Below are 17537 nucleotides of genomic sequence, written 5' to 3' on the forward strand. Positions count from 1 at the left end.
CTCAACGGGGGAATCTCCGTTCGGGGCGGTCGGCTGTGAAGCAGGAAACCCGGCGGGCGACCGCCGGAATCCCCGTCCTTTAGGGCGGGGAGAAGTCAATACCGTCGATCCTGTAGAAGGCACGGGACCCGGCGGCGCAGCGCACCAACTCACCGGTCCGGCTGCTGCTGTGCGGCTCAGCGCTGTCGCTCATGGGCGGCCTGCGCTCCGGCACCGCGCCACTACGCGGCCGCGCCGGACTGGAACCGGCGGTGCCCACCCTGGACTACCGGCTCGACGCCACCACCGATCCCCGCGTCGAACCGGTCGGCCTCGACCGGATCTACGGGCGCTGAGTCGTCAGCCGGGGATGTTCCAGGCCGACACGCGAAGGGCGACCGTCTCGTCCTCGGCCACGCCGGTCACCGCGACGATCAGCATCTTCCAGGTGATGCCGGCGGCATAGGCGGCCGTCCGCGACGTGGTGACGCAGTAGACCTGCCCCTGGCGGATCGGCTGCGACGCCCCAGCGGCCAGCGGACTGTAGTTGATCAGGTCGACGCAGCCGCCTGGTTCCACCGCCTCGGAGGAGGCCACACTGCCCGTCACGCCGCCCTCCAACCCCATCAACGGCACCGTGCCGCCGCAGTCCACCGAGAAACGCACCTCGGCGACGGCCGACGCGACCTGCACCAGAGGCTCGTCGAGGTCGACGAAGATCGCGTCACCGCAGCGTGCGGCCGGCGGGATCTTCAACGCCTTCTCGATGTACTGCCCGGTGTACTGGGCCTCCCTCCTCAACACCGGCGTGGTCGCACTGACCGTCGCGGTGGGCTCCGCGGGAATGCTGACCGGCGGCTCCTCCGGGGCCGGGACGTCCGGCGTAGGGGTGGCGGGCTGCGCCCCCACGCCGGTCTCGAGGGCCTCGATCCGGTCGGCGGCGCTGCTCGCCAGGCTGTGCGCACGCCAGGACAGGACCACGGCAGCACCCGAGAGGAGAAGGGCGAGCAGAGCCACCGCGGCGGCGAACGGAAACCGCCGCCTCGGTTTCGACTTCTTCGGGGCGTCGGGTGGTGGCTGAATCGGATCAGTCGCTTGTTCGTCGCTCACGAGAGAACGTCCTTCGGGATCTCGGACCAGGAGTAATGCGGCACCCTAGTCGCACCGGACCCCCGGCGTGACTGTCGTCTATGCGTCAGAAATATCCCAGCGGGATCGCCTGCCGTCGATCGATAATGTTTCCCCGCGGATCACCGGTTCGCCGGCTCAGCGATCCACTCGGGGAGGGGCCGTGAGCACCACCGATTCCACCGCCCAGACGTCCGGTCGTGCCGGGCGGGCCCGACGTGACCACTGGGCCGTCGTGGGGGCGGTCGCCGGGGTGGTCGGGGCACTCGCCGCGGTCGGCGCCTGGTTCTGGCCGCGGCCCGGGTCCGATCCGGCGAACTCCCCCAGCACAGCCGCTCCCCCCGCCGCCACCGGCTCCCCCGCTCCCCGAACGGCGACGATCGGGGACCCCACGGTGACGCATCTCGACACGATCACCGCCGAGACCGGTGGGGAACACCTCGTGCCGGTGCCCCGGGCCGTGCGGGACCAGGCCGGATTCGCCGATCATCCGATCGCGATCGCCTGCCCCACCAACCAGACCGGCGACCTGGAACGCATCGTCACCTGGCCGCTGAAGGGCCGCTACCTGGACTTTCAGGCCGACGTCCGGCCGTGGTACCCGGCCGGCACCGATCAAGAATCGGCCACCTACGTGACGGCGCTCTCCGGCCAGCGGCAGCCGGACGGGGCGATCACCACCTCGGTGAGCGGACGGCAGCAAAACGCCACGGTCGCCGCCGCCCAGCCGCTGACCGCAAGCGTGGAGGGGGCGGAAAAACTCGCTCTCAAAGTCGAATGCGGCGATCCGAACGGCATCGTCGTCCTCACCGCGGTCCGTCTGACCCCGGCCTGACCGGCATCCGCTTCGTGCCGTTGGCCGGTGACCCCGACCGCCTCACACCGCTGGGCGGCAGGGCAGCCGTCAGTCGATGAGGGCTGCCTCGACGAGTTCGTCCAGGAGTCGCTGGATGGCCGGGGCGCAGCGGGGGCGCTCGGCAGAGGAGAACCAGGCCAGCTCGGCGATCTCGTTGGCGACGGCGGGTTCACCGGCACCCGGGCCGATGAAGCAGATCAGGCGAACCCGGGTGCCGGGCGGCCGGTTGTGGGCGGGCGCCTCGATCGCGGTGAACAGGCGAAGCGTCGCCGGGTCGACGTGGATGCCGACCTCCTCGCGCACCTCACGGGCCGCGGCCTCGGCGTGGGTCTCGCCCGGCTCCGGCTTCCCACCCGGCAGGTAGAAGGCGTCCGAGCCGGAGGCCCGCACCACGAGCACTCGGCGGTCGCGGACATGCACCCAGGCTGCTGCGACCACCTCGGGGGCTGTCATGCGTGGGGCTCCCCCGCGTGCGGCTCGCCCGCGTGCGGCTCCCCCGCGTGGGGCGCAGACGACGGAATCGCGGCGGGAACAGGGGTGGCGGTCCAGGCTGGCACGGGTGGAACCTACCGCAGGCCGGGCCGCGCCACAGGCCGGGCCGCGCCACAGGCCGGGCCGCGCCACAGGCCGAGCCGCGTGACAGCGCGGCCAGTATCGGGGCGGCGTCGGGACGGGACGACGGCCGGCGGCGGGGCGAAGGCTGGCAGCGGTGACAGCAGGTACAGCACACGAAGGGGCGCCATGACCGGTTCTGATCGGCTGTCACGGCTGGCCGCCGGCGGGGCGACAGCGGCGCTCACCGCGGGGGCGGGGCTGGTGGTGTGGACGCTGGTGCCGCTGCTGTTCGGGTGGTCGTCGTCGATCGTGACCGGCGGATCGATGCGGCCGGCCGTGCAGCCCGGCGACGTGATCATCTCGTCGTCGCCGACACGGTTCCAGCCGGGTGACGTCATCCGGTTCCGCGTGCCGGGGCGGATCGGGCGGCCGGTGCTGCACCGGATCGTCGGGGTCACCCCGGATGGGGCCCTGCTCACCAAGGGTGACGCGAACGCTGTGGTGGACGGGATCCCGGTGCCAGTCGGTGCGGTCACCGGAACCGGGCGGTGGCGTGTGCCCTGGATCGGGCTGCCGGTCGTGTGGTGGCTGAACCGCGACTACCCCCGTCTGGCAGCGGCCCTGACCACGGTGGTGCTGCTGTCCCTCCTGGCCCTCCGGAGGCGCCCTCCAGCTTCGTGACCACCTACCCAGCCGTCGTCCACGGCTCGCCGCCCGCCCCGTAGCCACCCACCCCAACCGTTCCGCGTCCCGCCGCCAGCCCAAGACGACCATGGACGACCAGACCACGGACGACGGCCGAGAGGAAGCAGCAGCAGACGACGGCCGAGAGGAGGCAGCCGCAGACGACGGCCGAGCGGAGCGGGCCGTGGCCCAGGGCTGAATTCTGAGTTCGACAGAGCCGTGTACTACGGCTGAGGAAGGTCGAGCCGTCGCCTACGGCTCGTTTTCGCCCAGGAGACAGCCATCACCGACGGCCGACCCGACCGGGCCGTACATTACGGCAGGTTCTCAGGGGGCGGCCCGACCATAGACGACGGCTGACCGGGGCAACGCCGCATGCCCCGGCCCCGTAAGCCCGCCGGCAGCCATGGACGACGGCTGGGTCACCCGCACACACCGGTGCGGGCGCCGCGCGAGCACGGAGCGAGCACGGGCCGACCTTGGTGCGTCGGCCACCGATGCAGGTGGGCAACGCACCAAGATCCGCTGACGGACCCACGGTCTGCGAGGCGGATCAGCAACCCGCGGAGCGAATCAGCAACCCGCGGAGCAGATCAGCAAGCTGCAGAGCGGATCAGCAACCCGCGGAGCAGATCAGCAAGCTGCGAAGCGGATCAGCAAGCTGCGAAGCAGATCAGCAAGCTGCGAGGCGGATCAGCAACCTGCGAAGCAGATCAGCACGCAAAAACCGGGTGCGACGGCAGGCGTACCCCGGGAAGGGTTGTCAGATCTCGTCGATCAGGTCGGCGACACTGTTGATGATGCGGGACGGCCGGTAGGGGTAGGTCTCGCTCTCCAGGCGGCTGCTGATGCCGGTGAGGACCAGAATGGTCTCCAGCCCCGCCTCCAGACCGCACAGCACGTCGGTGTCCATCCGGTCGCCGATCATCGCGGTGGTCTCGCTGTGCGCGCCGATCGCGTTCAGCGCCGAGCGCATCATCATCGGGTTCGGTTTGCCGACGAAGTACGGCTTGACGCCCGTCGCCTTGGAGATCATCGCGGCGACCGAGCCGGCCGCCGGGAGCAGGCCCTCGTTGGAGGGGCCGGTGGCGTCCGGGTTGGTGCAGATGAACCGGGCGCCGCCGCTGATCAGGCGGATCGCCTTGGTGATCGCCTCGAAGCTGTAGGTGCGGGTCTCGCCGAGGACCACGTAGTCGGGGTCGAACTCGGTGAGGATGTAGCCGGCCGCGTGCATCGCCGTGGTCAGGCCGGCTTCGCCGATCACGTACGCCGTCCCGCCCGGCCGCTGGTCGGAGAGGAACTGGGCGGTGGCGAGGGCGGCCGTCCAGATCGACTGTTCGGGCACCTCGAAGCCCATGCGCAGCAGACGGGCCTGCAGGTCACGCGGGGTGTAGATGGAGTTGTTCGTCAGGATCAGGAACGGCTTGCCGGATTCCTTCATCCGGTTGACGAATTCGGGGGCGCCCGGCACCGGTTCGCCCTCGTGGACGAGGACGCCGTCCATGTCGGTGAGCCAGCTCTCGATCGGCTTGCGTTCCTTCACTGGGGTGCTCCTCGTCGCGCGGGTGGGGGGCAGCAGTCCGCGGGGCAGACGTCCCAGGTCGGCAGCGTACCCAGTGCCGGCCGGGATCGATCATCGGTACGCTCCTGCACGAGTTCCCGCACCATGGACACGAACTGCGGGTGCACGCCCGGCGTCGCGGCCCGGGCGTATCCCAGGCCGAGGCCGGCGGCGGTGTCCTTGGCCTCGTTGTCCAGGTCCCAGATGACCTCGAGGTGGTCGGAGACGAATCCGATCGGGCTGACCACCACGTCGGTGACGCCCTTGTCGGCGAGCATCGGCAGGTGGTCGTTGATGTCCGGTTCGAGCCACGGGATGTGCGGCGGGCCGGAGCGGCTCTGCCAGACCAGGTCGTAGCCGAGGTCGGGGGCGGCCGCGGCCCGCACCAGCCGCGCGGTCTCCTCCAGCTGGGCGGTGTACCGGCCGCCTTCCGGACCGGCCGTCGAAGCCATGCTGACCGGGATGGAGTGCGCGGTGAAGACGATCCGCGTGGTCGCCCGGCGGGCCGGGTCGAGGGTGGCCAGTGCCGCGGTGACGGCCTGCGCGTGCGGTTCGACAAAACCGGGATGGTCGTGGAACTGCCGCAGCTTGGCGATCTTCGGGGCTTTCGGGCCGACGTGCGCCCGCGCCTGGGCGATGTCCTCCCAGTACTGCTTGCAGGAGGAGTAGCCGCCGTACGCGCTGGTGGCGAATCCGAGCGCGTGCTCGATGCCGTCGTCGCGCATCTGCGCGACGGTGTCGGCGAGCATCGGGTACCAGTTGCGGTTGCCCCAGTAGGTGGGGAGCGTGATGTCGTGGGCCGCGAATTCGGTCTCGATCGCGGCCAGCAGGTCACGGCACTGCTGGTTGATCGGGGACACCCCGCCGAAGTGCATGTAGTGCTCGCGCACCTCGGCGAGGCGCTCATCCGGGACTCCGCGCCCGCGCACCACGTTGCGCAGGAACGGCATCACGTCATCGGGCTTTTCGGGACCGCCGAAGGAGAGCAGGACGAAGGCGTCGTAAACCACCCGCCCATCCTGCCACCACCGGGCGGCCCCAGCCCCGGCGGTCAGGCGTATCGGGCGTGGAAACCGCCGTCGACGTGAACCATCTCACCGGTGGTGGCCGGGAACCAGTCGGACAGCAGGGCGCACACGGCCTTGGCGGTCGCCTCCGGGTTGGAGAGGTCCCAGCCGAGTGGCGCGTTCTGGGTCCAGGCGTCCTCGAACTCGCTGAAGCCGGGGATCGACTTGGCGGCCATCGTCCGCAGCGGCCCGGCCGCGACCAGGTTGCTGCGGATGCCGTGCTTGCCCAGGTACATCGCGAGGTACCGGGACGCCGACTCGAGGCCGGCTTTGGCGACGCCCATCCAGTCGTACAGCGGGTAGGCCTTGGTCGCGTCGAAGGTCATGCCGACGATCGAGCCACCGGCGTCCATCATCGGCAGGCAGGCGATGGCCAGGGACTTGTACGAGAACGTCGACACGTGCAGTGCCTGCGCCACGTCCTCCCACGGCGTCTCGAGGAAGGTGCCGCCGAGCGCGCTCTGCGGAGCGAAGCCGATGGAGTGGACAACGCCGTCCAGTCCGTCGACGTGCTCACGAACCCGGGAGGGCAGGCTCTCCAGGTGCTCGGGGTTGGTCACGTCCAGTTCGATGACGGGCGCCGGCTCGGGCAGGCGCTTGGCGATCCGCTCCACCAGCGAGAGCCGGCCGAAGCCGGTGAGCACGACGGTGGCCCCGGCCTCCTGCGCGAGTTTCGCCACCGAGAAGGCGATCGAGGCGTCGGTGATCACGCCGGTGACGAGCAGCCGTTTTCCGGCCAGCAGTCCAGACAAGTTTTCTCTCCTGAAAAGTCTCTCGGAAAAATCAGTGCCCCATGCCGAGGCCCCCGTCAACGGGGATCACGGCGCCCGAGATGTACGCCGCACTGTCGCTCGCCAGGAAGGTCACCGCCGCGGCGACCTCGTCCGTGCTGGCCAGGCGACCGGCCGGGACGGACTTGATGATCTCGGCCTTGCGCGACTCCGGCAAGACGGCGGTCATCTCCGTCTCGATGAAGCCGGGCGCCACCACGTTCGCGGTGATGTTGCGGGTGCCCAGTTCACGGGTGATGCTGCGGGCCATGCCGACGAGGCCGGCCTTGCTCGCCGCGTAGTTCACCTGGCCGGGTCCGCCGTACAGGCCGACGACCGAGGAAATGAAGATCATGCGGCCCCACTTGGCGCGCAGCATCTTGCCGCTGGCCCGCTTCGCGCACCGGTAGGCGCCGGTCAGGTTGGTGTCGATGACCCGCTCGAACTGCTCCTCGGACATCCGCAGCAGCAGCGTGTCGTCGGTGATGCCGGCGTTCGCGACGAGGACCTCGATCGGGCCGAGCTCGTTCTCGACGAAGGTGAAGGCGGCGTCGACGGCCGCCGAGTCGGTGATGTCGCACTGCACCCCGAACAGGCCTTCGGGTGCGCCGGAACCACGGTGGGTCACCGCCACCCGGTCACCCTGCGCAGCGAACGCCTGGGCGATGGCCAGGCCGATGCCGCGGTTTCCTCCGGTCACCAGAACGGTGCGAGCCACAACGCATCCCTTCGACGGGGTCGGGGGCACGACAGCCTTTCGTGACCGCCCTACCCTGCTGGGAATGGAGACTAACGGCCCGCGGTCCGGAGGCGGAGTGACGGGGCCGCTGACTTACCTAACGTTCAAGCAGGAAACTCCCAGGCCAGCGGGTCGCCGATCGACGTACGTGGTGCCCGTGCTGCTGTTCTCGATGGTCGGGCTCGGATTCGCGGACGCCGAATACCTGGCCGCCAACCGCGATCTTCCGTCCTGGCTGACGACCCTGCTGGCGGCCGGTGCGGTGGTCCCGGTGCCGCTCGCGCTGCGGTTACCGGTGTGGGCGTGGCGGCTCGGTTTCGTGATGCTGTTCCTCGGCGTGCTCGGCACGACGGCGCAGGAGAGCTGGCCGTGGGCCACCGTGCAGATCCTCGGTTTCCTGTTCGTCCTGCTCCGTCTCGCCGCGACCAGCGAGTCGGCGGTCACGCTCTGGGCGACCGGCCTCAGCCTGTGCCCGGTCTTCCTGTTCACCCCGCCGTCCAACGCGTGGGGTGTGGCGGTGCTGCTGGTGGCGATCGCCGCGCTCGGCGACATCGTCTCGCGGCGCCGTAGCGCCCGGGAGATGTCCGAGATCACCGAGCTGGAGCGGGCCCGGCGGGCGGTGCTGGAGGAGCGCGCCCGGATCGCCCGGGAGATGCACGACGTGGTGGCGCACCACATGTCGATGATCGCGGTGCAGGCGGAGACCGCGCCGTACCGGGTGGACGGGATGAACGACGAGACCCGTCAGGAGATGGCCGGGATCGCGACGACCGCCCGGTCCGCCCTCACCGACATGCGCCGCCTGCTCGGTGCGCTGCGCGCCGAGGACGCGGAGGCCGAGAAGCAACCCCAGCCGGGGTACGCGCAGATCACCGATCTCGTGGCGACCGCGCGGAAGGCCGGACTGCCGTTGGAGGCTTCCGTGGCGGAGGTCGACGGTGTCTCGGACGCGAGCGGACTGGCGACGTACCGGATCGTGCAGGAGGCGCTCGCCAACGCGGCCCGGCACGCCCCCGGCGGCACGGTCCGGCTCGGCATCCGCCTCGGCGACGACGCCCTGCTGGTGGACGTCGTCAACGAGCTCACCAGCGAACCCGGCCGCAACCGGACGGGCCACGGCCTGATCGGCATGCGCGAGCGTGTCACCCTTCTCGGCGGCGACCTGACGGCCGGACCCGACGGCGACGGCGGGTACCGGGTGGCGGCCCGCATCCCCCGGCGACCGGAGACTCGATGATCACGGTATTGATCGTGGACGACCAGGCGATGGTCCGGCAGGGCTTCGGGGCACTGCTCGCCGCCCAGCCCGACCTGCTGGTGGTCGGCGACGCCGCGGACGGGGCGGCCGCGATCACCGCCACCCGGGCCCTGAACCCGGACGTCGTGCTGATGGACGTCCGGATGCCGGTGATGGACGGTCTGGAGGCCACCCGCCGGCTGCTCGCCCCGGGCGCGGCCACCGGCACCGGCTGCCCGAAGGTGCTCATCCTCACCACGTTCGACCTGGACGACTACGTCTACGAGGCGTTGCGCGCCGGAGCCAGCGGGTTCCTGCTCAAGGACGCCCCGGCCGCCGACCTGATCAACGCGGTCCGGGTGGTCGCGTCCGGCGAGGCACTGCTCGCCCCCTCGGTGACCCGGCGGCTGATCGCCGAGTTCGCCGCCCGCCCGCACCGTGACCGGATCCGTCCGGTCCAGCTCAACGGGCTCACCCCGCGGGAGACCGACGTGCTGCGCCTGATCGCCCGCGGCCGCTCCAATCAGGAGATCGCCGCCGAACTGGTGGTGGCGGAACAGACCGTGAAGACCCATGTGGGCCGTGTGCTGGGCAAACTCTCCCTGCGCGACCGCGCCCAGGCGGTGGTCTTCGCCTACGAGTCGGGGCTCGTCGCCGCGGGAGAGTGACCCGATTTTCTTAAGTGGTACTTAAGGAGTACGCTCCCACACGGTTCCTGGCCCGACGACTTGACGGAGGTGATCGCTGTGCGAGATAGCGATCCTCCTAGTCGCGGCCGGGACGCTCGTCAGCGTTTCTGACCGCTGACCAGACCTCCCTGTCCCGCACCCACGGCCCGCCGCCTCGCGCTCGGGCCGGACCGGTCGTGTGCGCCACGACGCCGGGTGCCGGGATACGGCCGCACGTGATTTGCGCGCTCTCCCCCGCAAAGTCACCAGCGGAAGTTGGTTCATCATGAAGAACTTCGTCGCGCCACTCGGATTCACCCTGCTCTCGGCCTGGGTGGTCGTACTGTTCGTGCTCGCGCACGCCGCCCCCTGACCGGGCGGCGCGCGCGCTCACCTCACGGCAGGCGGGACGTCCAGAGCAGGCTCATCGCCGCGCCGACCAGACCCAGGAACAGGCCTGCGGCCGCGTACCACTGGGTCACCTCGCGCGGCTCGGTCCGGTGCCCGATCGAACTGCCCATGTCCTCGTAGACCTGCTTCAGCTCGGTCACCGACGCGGCCTCGTAGAAGTAACCCTTGGTCGAGTCGGCCAGATCCTGCAGCGAGACCCGGTCCACCGGCACCCGCTGCACCGACCCGCGGATGTCCACCACCCCGCTGTCGGTGCCGAACGCGATCGTCGACACCGGCACGTTGGCCTGCGCCGCCGCGGTCGCCGCGTCCTCGATCGACCGGCCGGACGTGCGGTAACCGTCGGAGAGCAGCACGATCCGCGCGGGCGGGGCACCGTCGGCGCCGTCCGAGGGCACCGTCCGGATGGCGTCCAGCGAGGTGAACACCGCCTCACCGGTCGCGGTCGCCTCGGCCAGGGTCAGGCCGTCGATCGCGCTGATCACCGCGGACCGGTCCTTGGTCGGCGAGACCAGCACGTTCGCCGCCTTCGCGAACGACACCAGGCCCAGGTTGTAGCCCTCCGGCAGCTCGCTGACGAACGCCTTGGCCGCCTCCTGCGCGGCCTCGATGCGGCTCGGCGCCACGTCGTCGGCCTGCATCGACAGCGACACGTCGATGGCGAGCATCACGGTCGCCCGTTCGAGCGGCTGCTCGGTGTCGACCGAGGGCCGGGCGGTCGCCGCCGCGAGGGCGCCCAGCATCAGCAGGAACGCACCGGCCGAGACGTGCCGCCGCCAGCCGAGGCCCTTCGGCGCGAGGGTGCGCAGCAGGTCGACGTTGGTGAAGCGCATCGCGAACTGGCGTTTGCGGAACTGGCGCCAGACGTACAGGCCGGCCATCGCGACGACCGGCAGCAGCGTCAGCAGCCACCAGGGCTCCAGGAAACGGATCATCGTGTGGTCCCTCGGGTACGGGCGTGGCGCTGAGCGGCCACGAAGCGGACCATGTCGAGCAGCCAGTCGGTGTCGGTACGCAGCCGCAGGTGGGCCGCTCCGGCGGCCCGCAGTGCCCGGGCGATCTCGGCGCGCTGCTCGGCCGCCGCGGCGGCGTACCGCCGGCGCAGCCCGGCATCGGAGGTCTGCACCTCGTGCAGCACACCGGACTCCGGGTCGGCCAGGGTCAGCACGCCGACGTCGGGGAGCTCCAGTTCGCGGGGGTCGACGACCTCGATGGCCAGCACGTCGTGCCGGACACCGAGCTTGCGGACCGGGCGTGCCCAGCCGTCCACCGGTGACAGGAAGTCGGAGATCACCACGGCCACGCCGCGCCGGCGGGGTGGCCGGTTGAGCATGTCGATCAGGGCGCCCAGGTCGGTGCGCCCGGGCCGGATCTCGGTGCGGGCGATCGCGCGGAGCAGGCCCTGCGCCTCCTTGCGGCCGGGCCGGGCCGGCATCCGGACCACCGGGGCCTGCGGGGGCGGCGCGGGCGCCGTCGCCGTCCTGCGGCGCCACCAACTCGTGCCGGGACCCTTGTCGGGTACGCCGGAGCCGGTGCCCACGACCGCGCCGATCCGGTTGCCGCCGCGTGCGGTCAGGTGTGTGACCGCGGTGGCCGCGGCGATCACCAGGTCGCGTTTGAGCCACCGGGCCGTGCCGAAGTCGAGACTGGCGGAGAGGTCGACCGCCAGCCACGTCTCCAGTTCGCGGTCGGCGACCGTCCGCCGCACGTGCGGCATCGTGGTCCGGGCGGTGACCGGCCAGTCCATCCGGCGCACGTCGTCGCCGGGGCGGTACTCCCGGGACTCGCCGGCCTCGGAGCCCGGGCCGGGCAGCAGGCCCGCGTAGTCGCCCTGGAGCAGACCGTCCAGTTTGCGGGTGACCAGCAGTTGGAGGCGGCTCAGCACGGCTTCGCCGCGGGCCGCCTCGTCCGGGGCGAGGGGTGTCTCCGCGCCCGGTGTGCTCACGCCGCCTCCTCCCGTCCGGTCACGACTGACCGTGCCATGCTCCGCCGCCCTGCGGGTAGGGCTGGCGTCCGTCGAACGGTGCCGCCGGGACCCCGCTGGTCGGCTGCACCCCGTTCGGACCACCGGGAACGCCGGGTCCGGCCAGGCCGTTCGGGATGCCCTGCCCGTTCGGCATGCCGGGACCGCCCGGGATGCCCTGGCCGTTCGGCATGCCCTGGCCGTTCGGCGAGACGCCCTGGCGGGAGGCGACCGACGGCATCGGGACGGCCTGCATGATCCGGGCCACGATCTGGTCGGCCGGGATGTCGTCGGCGAGCGCGTCGTAGCTGAGCACCAGTCGGTGCCGCAGGATGTCCGGGGCGACGTCGAGCAGGTCCTGCGGGAGCGCGTAGTCGCGGCCGCGGAGCAGGGCCAGCGCCCGGGTGGCCCGGACGATGCCGAGCGAGGCGCGCGGGCTGGCGCCGTACTGAATCAGCTGGGCGACGTCGGGCATGCCGTGCTGGGCCGGGGCGCGGGTGGCCAGCACCAGCCGGACCGTGTAGTCGACCAGCGCGTTGTGCACGAAGACCTGGTCGGCCCGGCGCTGCAGGGCGAGCAGGTCGTCCGGCGTGAAGATCTGCTGCGGCTCGGGCGCGCTGACCCCCATCCGGTAGACGATCTCACGCTCCTCGCTGTCCGTCGGGTAGCCCACGACGATCTTCATCAGGAAGCGGTCGCGCTGCGCCTCGGGCAGCGGGTAGACGCCCTCCTGCTCGATCGGGTTCTGGGTGGCCATCACCAGGAACGGGTCGGGCACGTCGTAGCTCTTGCCGCCGATCGACACCTGGTGCTCGGCCATCACCTCGAGCAGCGCCGACTGCACCTTGGCCGGCGCGCGGTTGATCTCGTCGGCGAGCAGGAAGTTGACGAACACCGGGCCCAGCTCGACGTCGAACTTCTCACTGGTCTGCCGGTAGATCCGGGTGCCGATGATGTCGGAGGGCACCAGGTCGGGGGTGAACTGCACCCGGGAGAACGATCCGCCGACCACCTTGGCCAGGGTCTCCACGGCGAGGGTCTTGGCCACGCCGGGAACCCCCTCGAGCAGACAGTGCCCGCGCGCCAGCAGCGCCACGAACATCCGCTCGACCATCCGGTCCTGGCCGACGATGACCCTCTTGACCTCGAACATCGCCCGCTCGAGCAATGACGCGTCCTGCGCGGGCGGCACCGGCGCTGCGGCGTCCGGACTGGTCTCGGTCTCGGGCGTGCTCGGCTGCGACACCGGTCCTCCACAACGGTATGAGGCGCCGGCGCGGGTGCCGACGTCCAAGACTTACACGATCCGACTGAAAGCTTCCTAGCAGAGGCGGCTATGTGCCGCGACGAGCACCATAGGCCGGTCGTGTTGATCTTTCTGCGCGATCCGCCGGTTCGGGCACGGTAACCGGGTGGATACGCGCGGATCTGAAGCGTGTAGCATTTGGCTCGTCGCCGGGCGGCTTCCCCCGTGGCCGCCCGGCGCTAAAACTCCCATCCGTCCTGCGAACTACGGTGTGACGGCATGGTTGAGGACAGCATGGTTGAGGATCTCTTTTCCCCGCGTCGACAGTTGGACCCCCAGTGTTCCGCCAAGGGATGCCGGGCGGCAGCCACGTGGCAGCTGCGGTGGAACAACCCGAAACTGCACACGCCGGACTACCGCAAGACCTGGCTGGCCTGCATCGACCACAAGGACAGCCTGTCCGAGTTCCTGTCCCGGCGCGGATTCCTGCGCGAGGTCACCCCCTTCGGCGCGGCGGAGCAGGCGGACATCTCCTAGGCTTCACGTTGTGAGTGACCCGTCGGTACGTACCGTTGTCGATGCTCTCGAACCATGGCCGGACACCGTCGAGTGGCGCCCGGTCTCCGGCAAGTTGTTCTGGGTGCAGCTGATCGGCATCGTCACCTGGACCGTGGTGTTCGCCGCCGGCCTGATCACCGGCTGGTTCTTCGCCGAACATCCGGCCTGGCTGGTCGCGCTCGGCGTCGAGGTGCTGACCGGCATCTGGCGGGTGGTGGTGGCCGCCCGCGCGGTCCAGGCCTGGGGATACGCCGAACGCGACAACGACCTGCTGGTCCGGCACGGCCTGCTGGTCCGGCACCTGTCCATCGTCCCGTACGCGCGGATGCAGTACGTGGACGTCACCGCCGGACCGTTGGAGCGGGCGTTCGGGCTGGCCACCGTCCAGTTGCACACCGCCGCGGCGGCCAGCGACGCCCGGGTCCCCGGGCTGCCACCCGAGGAGGCGGCCCGCTTGCGCGACCGGCTGACCGCCCTCGGCGAGGACCGGGCCGAGGGCCTGTGACCAGCACCGGACCTCTCCACCCCGCGCCCACCGGCCCGGAAGAGCCCGCGCCCACCGGCCCGGAAGAGAACGCCCCCACCGGCCCGGAGGAGAACGCCCCCACCGGCCCGGAAAAGACCGTCACCCCGCCGCCGTACCCCGGCCTGCCCACCGAGAACGAGGCCCTGCCGCCCGCCCGGCCACCCGCGGAGGCGGAACCCCGGCAGCGGCTGCACCCGCTGAGCCCGCTCCTCAAGGGCGCCAAGAGCCTGGTGGTCATCGTCGCCGCGCTCTCCTGGCAGACGCTGTCCCAGCTCGGCCCGCTGCACTTCGCCATGGTGGTGGCCGCCCTCGCGGTCGCCGTCGTGATCTTCTCGGTGATCGGCTGGTTCACCACCGGATACCAGGTGGTCGGCCGGGAACTGCGGGTCACCGAGGGCCTGATCTGGCGGCGTACCCGGGCGATCCCCCTCGACCGGCTGCAGTCGGTGGAACTGCGCCGGACCCTGCTGGCCCAGATCACCGGCCTCGCGGAGCTACGGCTCGAGGTGGTCGGCGGCGGCAAGACCGAGGCACCACTGGCCTACCTGACGGTCCGGGAGGCGAGTGCCCTTCGGGAGCGACTGCTCGCGCTCTCCGGGCGTACCCCCGTGGTGGCTCCTGAAGAGAGCCCGAGCCCGGCGGACCCGGCGGCGCCGCCCGTCGCCGCACCGCCCGCCGAGATCGCGCTGCACCAGGTCCGCAACGAGAACCTGCTGACCAGCCAGCTGCTCACCCCGCAGGCGTTCTTCCTGCCGATCGGTCTCGCCTGGGTGATCATGCAGTTCGTGCTGGAGGGGTCATGGACCTTCGTCGGCATCGCCAGCACGGTCACCGCGATGGCAGGTGTGCTGCTGCAGCCGATCCGCCGGGTGCTCGCCGACTGGGGTTTCCGCGTCTCCCAGGACCGGGACGGCCGGCTGGTGCTGCACTACGGCCTGACCGAGACCCGCAGCCAGGTGGTGCCCACCCGGCGGGTGCAGACGCTGCGGATCACCTGGCCGCTGCTCTGGCGCCCGAAACGCTGGCTGATGCTGCGCCTGGAGATCGCCGGGGTGTCCGTGCCGGAGTCCGGGAACGACAACAGCTCCGACCGGCTGCTCCCGGTCGGCGACCTGGACACCGCGCGTGCCCTGATCGCCACCGTGATGCCCGGCGTGGAGCTGACCGCGATGGCCACCTCGCCGCCGCCGTCGCGGGCCCGCTGGCTGCATCCGATCAGCCTGCGGTTCCACGGTGCGGGATTCACGCCGGACGTGTTCGTGACCCGCTGGGGGCGGGTGACCCGGGAGATGAGCCTGGTCCCCTACGCCCGGCTGCAGAGCGTCCGGGTCGTCCAGGGTCCGGTGCAGCGGATGCTCGGCCTGGCCACGGTCTACGCCGACACGGCCGGCGGGCGGGCCGGGATCGCCCGGGACCGGGACCTCGCCGAGGCGTGGGCGATCGCCGACGAACTCGCCTCCCGCTCCCGTCGGGCTCGCGCCGTCCAGGCCACACCGCACTAAACTCGATTGATGGAGTTCCCGGAGTTCTCGCCCGGTCTCGGCGCGCGGGTCGAGCTGCTGGTCACCGACGCCGACACCGCGCAGGCGGTCGGGTCCGGTGACGTCCCGGTGCTCGGCACACCGCGGGTTCTCGCCCTCGCCGAGGCGGCCACGGTCGCCGCGACCGCCCGGCAGATCCCCGGCGGGGTCACCACCGTCGGCACCCGCGCCGAGGTGGAGCACCGGGCGCCGACGCCGGTCGGCCGCCGGGTGACCGCGACCGCCACGCTGACCAAGGTGGACGGGCGCAAGCTGCTCTTCGAGGTGACCGTCCACGACGGTGAGACGCTGGTCGCCGAGGTCCGCATCGAGCGGGTGCTGCTGGACCGGCAGAAGTTCATCGGCCGGGCGCTGGGTTAGCGGCTCAGCCCCAGCGCGCGGCCAGTTCCGCCGCGGTGGGCATGGCGGTGGCGCCGCCCGGCCGTTCGCAGACCAGGCCGGCCACCGACAGGGCGAACGCGACGTGCTCGCGCCAGTCGTCCGCGCCGGCGGGCCGTCCGTGCTCGAGCAGGCGGCTGATCAGCGCGGCCATCACCGAGTCACCGGCGCCGGTGGCGTCGATCGCGGCGACCGCGGGTGCGGGCAGGTCGATGCTCTCACCGAAGGCGGTCACCCGGGCGCCGTCCGCGCCGCGGGTCACCACCACGGCCCGGGCGCCGAGCCGCTCGACCGGATCGGTGTCGCCGTAGAGGACGGCCGCGTCGGCGGCGCTGAGCTTGACCAGGTCGGCGGTGGCGGCGAACTCCTCGACCAGGTCGCGCAGTTCGGCCACTGCGGCCGCGCCGGGCAGCAGTGTGGGGCGGACGTTCGGGTCGAAGACGCGGATCGGGCCGGGCACCGCCCACGCCTGCCGGGCCGCGGACCGGAACGGCTCGCGCAGCAGGCAGATCGAGCCGGTGTAGAGCACCGCCGCTCCGGCGATCGTCGACGGGTCCAGGTCGGCCGGGGTGAGCTGCGCGTACGACGGGGGCTCGCCGTAGAAGGTGAAACTCGGCTCAGCGCCCTCGAACGTGGTGACGGCGAGGGTGGTGGGGACCGGCACCCGGCGGATCCCGTCGCCGCCGACGCCCGCCTCGTGCAGGAAGTCCGCCAGCCGGTCGCCGAGGATGTCGCCGCTCAGGGTGCCCGCGTAGGTGACCCGGCCGCCCAGCCGGGCAACGCCGACGGCGACGTTGAGGGGTGCGCCGCCGATCGCCTGACGGTAGATCCGTTCCCCGTCGAGGTCCGCCTCGAGCAGGTCGATCAGCGCCTCGCCCATCACCATCGCGTAACCCATGCCTCAGCCTCTCACCCCGCCGCTGACACCACGAGGCCACCATGGCGGTGCTCGACATCTCGATAATGCACAATTTGCGACAATTCACCCCATGATGAGTCGACTGATGATCCTCGCCGCCCCGCTGGCCCTCGCCGCCTGCTCGGCCGCCGTCGCCGCCCCGGCCGCCCCCTCGCCCTCGCCCAGCGCCTCGGCGCCCGCGGCGTTACTCCCCGGCGAGGTCAGTGGCGGCACCTTCCGGTCCTGGGCCGCGGGCGCGGACGCCGTCACCTACGACACCGCGGCCGTCCCCGAGGGCGCGAAGATCCTGTTCAGCACCGAGGAGACCGACGACACCACCGTCGTCCGGCTCACCGCGCTCGGCCTCGCACCGAGCCGGGGGTACGGCGCCCACCTGCACCTCAACCCGTGCGGCAAGCTGCCGGACGACGCCGGACCGCACTACCAGCAGGAGGTCGACCCGGCGGCCGGCCCCGGCAAGCCGTCCGTCGACCCGGAGTACGCCAACCCGGAGAACGAGGTCTGGCTGGACTTCACCACCGACGCGCACGGCACCGGTGCCGCCACCGCCGAGCAGAACTGGCATTTCGACGCAGGCCGCCCGGCCTGGTCGGTGGTCCTGCACACCGAGCACACCCACACCGACCCCGGTGAGGCCGGTCAGGCCGGTGCCCGGGTCGCCTGCCTGACCCGGCACAGCCAGTACTCGAAGCCGGCTCGCTGACCCGCGGGGCCCGGGCCCGTCCCGGGCCTCTCCACCGGACGCTCAGGC

20 protein-coding genes are annotated in these 17537 nt (G+C 71.5%); 10 read left to right on the plus strand and 10 right to left on the minus strand.

The genetic code is table 11. The features are described 5' to 3' along the window. Positions 1-191 precede the first annotated feature (191 nt). Positions 192-335 carry a hypothetical protein gene (locus WH85_RS50225; protein WP_157410899.1) on the plus strand — a complete coding sequence of 48 codons (144 nt, stop codon included), beginning with the start codon at positions 192-194 and terminating at the stop codon, positions 333-335. A gap of 4 nt (positions 336-339) precedes the next feature. On the opposite strand, the gene WH85_RS08520 is transcribed toward WH85_RS50225, so the two are convergent. Further along, positions 340-1089, minus strand: a complete 750-nt coding sequence (locus WH85_RS08520; RefSeq protein WP_045741201.1) for a hypothetical protein — start codon at positions 1087-1089, stop codon at positions 340-342. 181 nt (positions 1090-1270) lie between these two features. Between WH85_RS08520 and WH85_RS08525 the strand changes: the two genes are divergently transcribed. Continuing rightward, positions 1271-1942, plus strand: coding sequence for a hypothetical protein (locus WH85_RS08525; RefSeq protein WP_045741202.1), 672 nt, complete (start codon positions 1271-1273; stop codon positions 1940-1942). Positions 1943-2011: 69 nt separating this feature from the next. Here the strand turns inward: WH85_RS08525 and WH85_RS08530 are convergent, their stop codons facing one another. Then, positions 2012-2416: an NUDIX hydrolase gene (locus WH85_RS08530; protein ID WP_045741203.1), complete on the minus strand. Its 405-nt coding sequence runs from the start codon at positions 2414-2416 to the stop codon at positions 2012-2014. Between the two features lie 288 nt (positions 2417-2704). Here WH85_RS08530 and WH85_RS51540 point away from each other — a divergent pair, with 288 nt between their 5' ends. Beyond that, a complete protein-coding gene (locus tag WH85_RS51540; protein WP_045741204.1) occupies positions 2705-3199 on the plus strand; it encodes a signal peptidase I in 495 nt (164 codons plus the stop codon). 766 nt (positions 3200-3965) lie between these two features. Here the strand turns inward: WH85_RS51540 and WH85_RS08540 are convergent. The 4 genes from WH85_RS08540 to WH85_RS08555 are packed head-to-tail and all read right to left on the minus strand — an operon-like array spanning position 3966 to position 7318. Next, a complete protein-coding gene (locus tag WH85_RS08540) occupies positions 3966-4802 on the minus strand; it encodes an HAD-IIA family hydrolase (protein WP_425394624.1) in 837 nt (278 codons plus the stop codon). Beyond that, the gene (locus tag WH85_RS08545; protein WP_045741206.1) at positions 4742-5773 is read right to left on the minus strand and encodes a ferrochelatase; all 1032 of its coding nucleotides are present in this window, start codon (positions 5771-5773) and stop codon (positions 4742-4744) included. Before WH85_RS08545 ends, WH85_RS08540 begins: the two co-directional genes overlap by 61 nt. A 41-nt stretch (positions 5774-5814) precedes the next feature. Then, positions 5815-6582 carry an enoyl-ACP reductase FabI gene (fabI, locus tag WH85_RS08550; RefSeq protein ID WP_045741207.1) on the minus strand — a complete coding sequence of 256 codons (768 nt, stop codon included), beginning with the start codon at positions 6580-6582 and terminating at the stop codon, positions 5815-5817. Positions 6583-6613: 31 nt separating this feature from the next. Beyond that, positions 6614-7318, minus strand: coding sequence for a beta-ketoacyl-ACP reductase (locus WH85_RS08555; RefSeq protein ID WP_045741208.1), 705 nt, complete (start codon positions 7316-7318; stop codon positions 6614-6616). 178 nt (positions 7319-7496) lie between these two features. Here WH85_RS08555 and WH85_RS08560 point away from each other — a divergent pair, with 178 nt between their 5' ends. Both WH85_RS08560 and WH85_RS08565 read left to right on the plus strand, forming a co-directional pair. Further along, complete coding sequence (locus WH85_RS08560) at positions 7497-8576, plus strand: sensor histidine kinase (protein ID WP_245673863.1); 1080 nt, start codon at positions 7497-7499, stop codon at positions 8574-8576. Next, positions 8573-9244: a response regulator gene (locus WH85_RS08565; RefSeq protein WP_045741210.1), complete on the plus strand. Its 672-nt coding sequence runs from the start codon at positions 8573-8575 to the stop codon at positions 9242-9244. Before WH85_RS08560 ends, WH85_RS08565 begins: the two co-directional genes overlap by 4 nt. Before the next feature lie 395 nt (positions 9245-9639). Here the strand turns inward: WH85_RS08565 and WH85_RS08570 are convergent, their stop codons facing one another. From WH85_RS08570 to WH85_RS08580, 3 genes are read right to left on the minus strand one after another with little or no spacing between them, the layout of a single operon-like run. Continuing rightward, positions 9640-10590, minus strand: a complete 951-nt coding sequence (locus WH85_RS08570; RefSeq protein WP_045741211.1) for a VWA domain-containing protein — start codon at positions 10588-10590, stop codon at positions 9640-9642. After that, entirely contained in the window at positions 10587-11600 is a 1014-nt protein-coding gene (locus WH85_RS08575; protein WP_045741212.1) for a DUF58 domain-containing protein, read from the minus strand. The genes WH85_RS08570 and WH85_RS08575 overlap by 4 nt, the downstream gene beginning before the upstream one ends. Positions 11601-11619: 19 nt before the next feature. Beyond that, positions 11620-12864 carry an AAA family ATPase gene (locus WH85_RS08580; protein WP_045741213.1) on the minus strand — a complete coding sequence of 415 codons (1245 nt, stop codon included), beginning with the start codon at positions 12862-12864 and terminating at the stop codon, positions 11620-11622. 279 nt (positions 12865-13143) lie between these two features. Here WH85_RS08580 and WH85_RS08585 point away from each other — a divergent pair, with 279 nt between their 5' ends. From WH85_RS08585 to WH85_RS08600, 4 genes are read left to right on the plus strand one after another with little or no spacing between them, the layout of a single operon-like run. After that, positions 13144-13401 carry a hypothetical protein gene (locus WH85_RS08585; RefSeq protein WP_157410900.1) on the plus strand — a complete coding sequence of 86 codons (258 nt, stop codon included), beginning with the start codon at positions 13144-13146 and terminating at the stop codon, positions 13399-13401. 10 nt (positions 13402-13411) lie between these two features. Then, a complete protein-coding gene (locus tag WH85_RS08590; protein WP_045741214.1) occupies positions 13412-13927 on the plus strand; it encodes a PH domain-containing protein in 516 nt (171 codons plus the stop codon). Beyond that, positions 13924-15450, plus strand: coding sequence for a PH domain-containing protein (locus tag WH85_RS08595; protein ID WP_045741215.1), 1527 nt, complete (start codon positions 13924-13926; stop codon positions 15448-15450). The genes WH85_RS08590 and WH85_RS08595 overlap by 4 nt, the downstream gene beginning before the upstream one ends. Before the next feature lie 9 nt (positions 15451-15459). After that, positions 15460-15849 carry a thioesterase family protein gene (locus WH85_RS08600; protein ID WP_045741216.1) on the plus strand — a complete coding sequence of 130 codons (390 nt, stop codon included), beginning with the start codon at positions 15460-15462 and terminating at the stop codon, positions 15847-15849. Positions 15850-15853: 4 nt separating this feature from the next. Here WH85_RS08600 and WH85_RS08605 read toward each other — a convergent pair whose 3' ends face one another. Beyond that, positions 15854-16765, minus strand: coding sequence for a carbohydrate kinase family protein (locus tag WH85_RS08605; RefSeq protein WP_045741217.1), 912 nt, complete (start codon positions 16763-16765; stop codon positions 15854-15856). Between the two features lie 91 nt (positions 16766-16856). On the opposite strand from WH85_RS08605, the gene WH85_RS08610 reads away from it, so the two are divergent. After that, positions 16857-17489: a hypothetical protein gene (locus WH85_RS08610; RefSeq protein ID WP_063775476.1), complete on the plus strand. Its 633-nt coding sequence runs from the start codon at positions 16857-16859 to the stop codon at positions 17487-17489. The last annotated feature ends 48 nt before the right edge of the window (positions 17490-17537 follow it).

It is taken from the genome of Actinoplanes rectilineatus (genome assembly GCF_000962825.1).
GTDB lineage: Bacteria > Actinomycetota > Actinomycetes > Mycobacteriales > Micromonosporaceae > Actinoplanes > Actinoplanes rectilineatus.

What these genes read in the sequence shown, in the direction of transcription:
- WH85_RS08600 (WP_045741216.1), top strand. Translation starts at nt 15,460, where the DNA reads ATGGAGTTCCCGGAGTTCTCGCCCGGTCTCGGCGCGCGGGTCGAGCTG.
- WH85_RS51540 (WP_045741204.1), top strand. Translation starts at nt 2,705, where the DNA reads ATGACCGGTTCTGATCGGCTGTCACGGCTGGCCGCCGGCGGGGCGACA.
- WH85_RS08610 (WP_063775476.1), top strand. Translation starts at nt 16,857, where the DNA reads ATGATGAGTCGACTGATGATCCTCGCCGCCCCGCTGGCCCTCGCCGCC.
- WH85_RS08565 (WP_045741210.1), top strand. Translation starts at nt 8,573, where the DNA reads ATGATCACGGTATTGATCGTGGACGACCAGGCGATGGTCCGGCAGGGC.
- WH85_RS08570 (WP_045741211.1), bottom strand. Translation starts at nt 10,590, where the DNA reads ATGATCCGTTTCCTGGAGCCCTGGTGGCTGCTGACGCTGCTGCCGGTC.
- WH85_RS08605 (WP_045741217.1), bottom strand. Translation starts at nt 16,765, where the DNA reads ATGGGTTACGCGATGGTGATGGGCGAGGCGCTGATCGACCTGCTCGAG.
- WH85_RS50225 (WP_157410899.1), top strand. Translation starts at nt 192, where the DNA reads ATGGGCGGCCTGCGCTCCGGCACCGCGCCACTACGCGGCCGCGCCGGA.
- WH85_RS08530 (WP_045741203.1), bottom strand. Translation starts at nt 2,416, where the DNA reads ATGACAGCCCCCGAGGTGGTCGCAGCAGCCTGGGTGCATGTCCGCGAC.
- WH85_RS08585 (WP_157410900.1), top strand. Translation starts at nt 13,144, where the DNA reads ATGGTTGAGGACAGCATGGTTGAGGATCTCTTTTCCCCGCGTCGACAG.